Below are 1,381 nucleotides of genomic sequence, written 5' to 3' on the forward strand. Positions count from 1 at the left end.
ATCGGCCCGCGTCCTGTAGGGGCGAAGCATTCGGACAATAACCTATCGGTGAAACCGTAGATTTTCTATCCGAATGCTTCGCCCGTACTTTTTCAGCAAACCCCATTTAGCCACCACTAACGGGGGGAATTAAAACTATCTCATCGCCATTTTCGAGGATTTTCTCTCCCGAAACAAACTGAAGATTAACTCCAAAACGAGTAACGTCGCGCCATCTTTCTAATTGGGGATAGGGGGCTATAATATAGTTTAACACTTCTGTAACGGAAGTGTGGGCAGGAAATTCGAGGTTTAATTGTGAAGTTTTATAGACTTCTTGATAAATAGCAAATAGTTTCACTGTTACCGTAATTTTTTCCATATTTTTCCTAGGATAATAACATCAATTGGGAACCCTGTTCGGTTTTGCGGACTTCGATGCGATGTTGAAAAGCTTCTTTAAATTGGGGCATATGAGTTACCGTCAAAATACAGGCAAAATCGGCGGATATAGCGTTAATTGCCGCAATTAAGCGATCACATCCTTCCGCATCCTGAGTTCCGAATCCTTCGTCAACAATGAGCATTTGTAAGGCTGTTCCGGCTCTTTGTGCCAATAATCTCGCTAAAGCTAATCGAATCGAGAAATTAATCCGAAAAGCTTCCCCTCCTGAATAGGTTTCGTAGGGACGAGAGCCGCGGGTATCACCAATAATAATATCTAAAGTATCGATTAACTTTTGTCGCTGTTTCTTCGTACCTTTACCGCTTTTTTGGGTTAAAAACTGCACATGAAATTGATTACCGGTTAAGCGAGCTAAGATATGATTAGTTTGTGCTTCCAACTCCGGTAAAACATTCTCAATCATCAGAGTTTGTAAACCATTTTTGCCAAAAGCTATGGCTAACTCTTTATAAACTGTATATTGTTTTTTAACTTTAGCTAAATCGCTCTCTTTTTCTGTCAGTTGTTTACCTAAAGTTTCTAGTTGATGTAACTTCTCCTCAACCCGACCTTTTTGGGAGAGCAATCCATCAATTATCTGTCTTCGCTGTTGAATATTAGTCGATAATGCGGCTATTTCTTGGCGATAGTCAGTCAAAGTACCAATCTTTTGACTAATATTTGCTAACTCCTGATTTATCTTCTGGCGATCCTCATTTCGCAGCTGTAATCTTTGCTCAATGTCAGCAATTTTAGCGGCTATTTCTGGATAATTTTTTTCTGCTTGTTGCCAATCTTGATACTGTAATCTTACCCCCTGTAATTGTCGGATCAGATTTTGAATATTCTGATGTTCACTGCGATCATAATTTAAGTTTTGAATCAACTTTTCTAAGCGTTCAACTTCCTGTTTAAGTGGGGAGTTTTGACCTAGTTCTTGCTTCTCTTGTTCTAGTC

Annotated in this window: 2 protein-coding genes; both read right to left on the bottom strand. The window is 39.5% G+C overall.

All coding sequences use genetic code 11. The annotated features are described in order from the left end of the window. Positions 1-106: 106 nt before the first annotated feature. Complete coding sequence (locus tag IQ242_RS24790; protein ID WP_193961783.1) at positions 107-361, bottom strand: MoaD/ThiS family protein; 255 nt, start codon at positions 359-361, stop codon at positions 107-109. A gap of 7 nt (positions 362-368) precedes the next feature. After that, on the bottom strand, positions 369-1,381 hold a 1,013-nt coding region (locus IQ242_RS24795), incomplete at its 5' end, for an SbcC/MukB-like Walker B domain-containing protein (RefSeq protein ID WP_305070293.1).

This window comes from Microcystis sp. LEGE 08355, from assembly GCF_015207185.1.
In the GTDB taxonomy this organism is placed as follows: domain Bacteria; phylum Cyanobacteriota; class Cyanobacteriia; order Cyanobacteriales; family Microcystaceae; genus Microcystis; species Microcystis panniformis.

Excerpts from the sequence above, each read along its gene's own strand:
- IQ242_RS24790 (WP_193961783.1), bottom strand. The coding sequence starts at position 361 with ATGGAAAAAATTACGGTAACAGTGAAACTATTTGCTATTTATCAAGAA.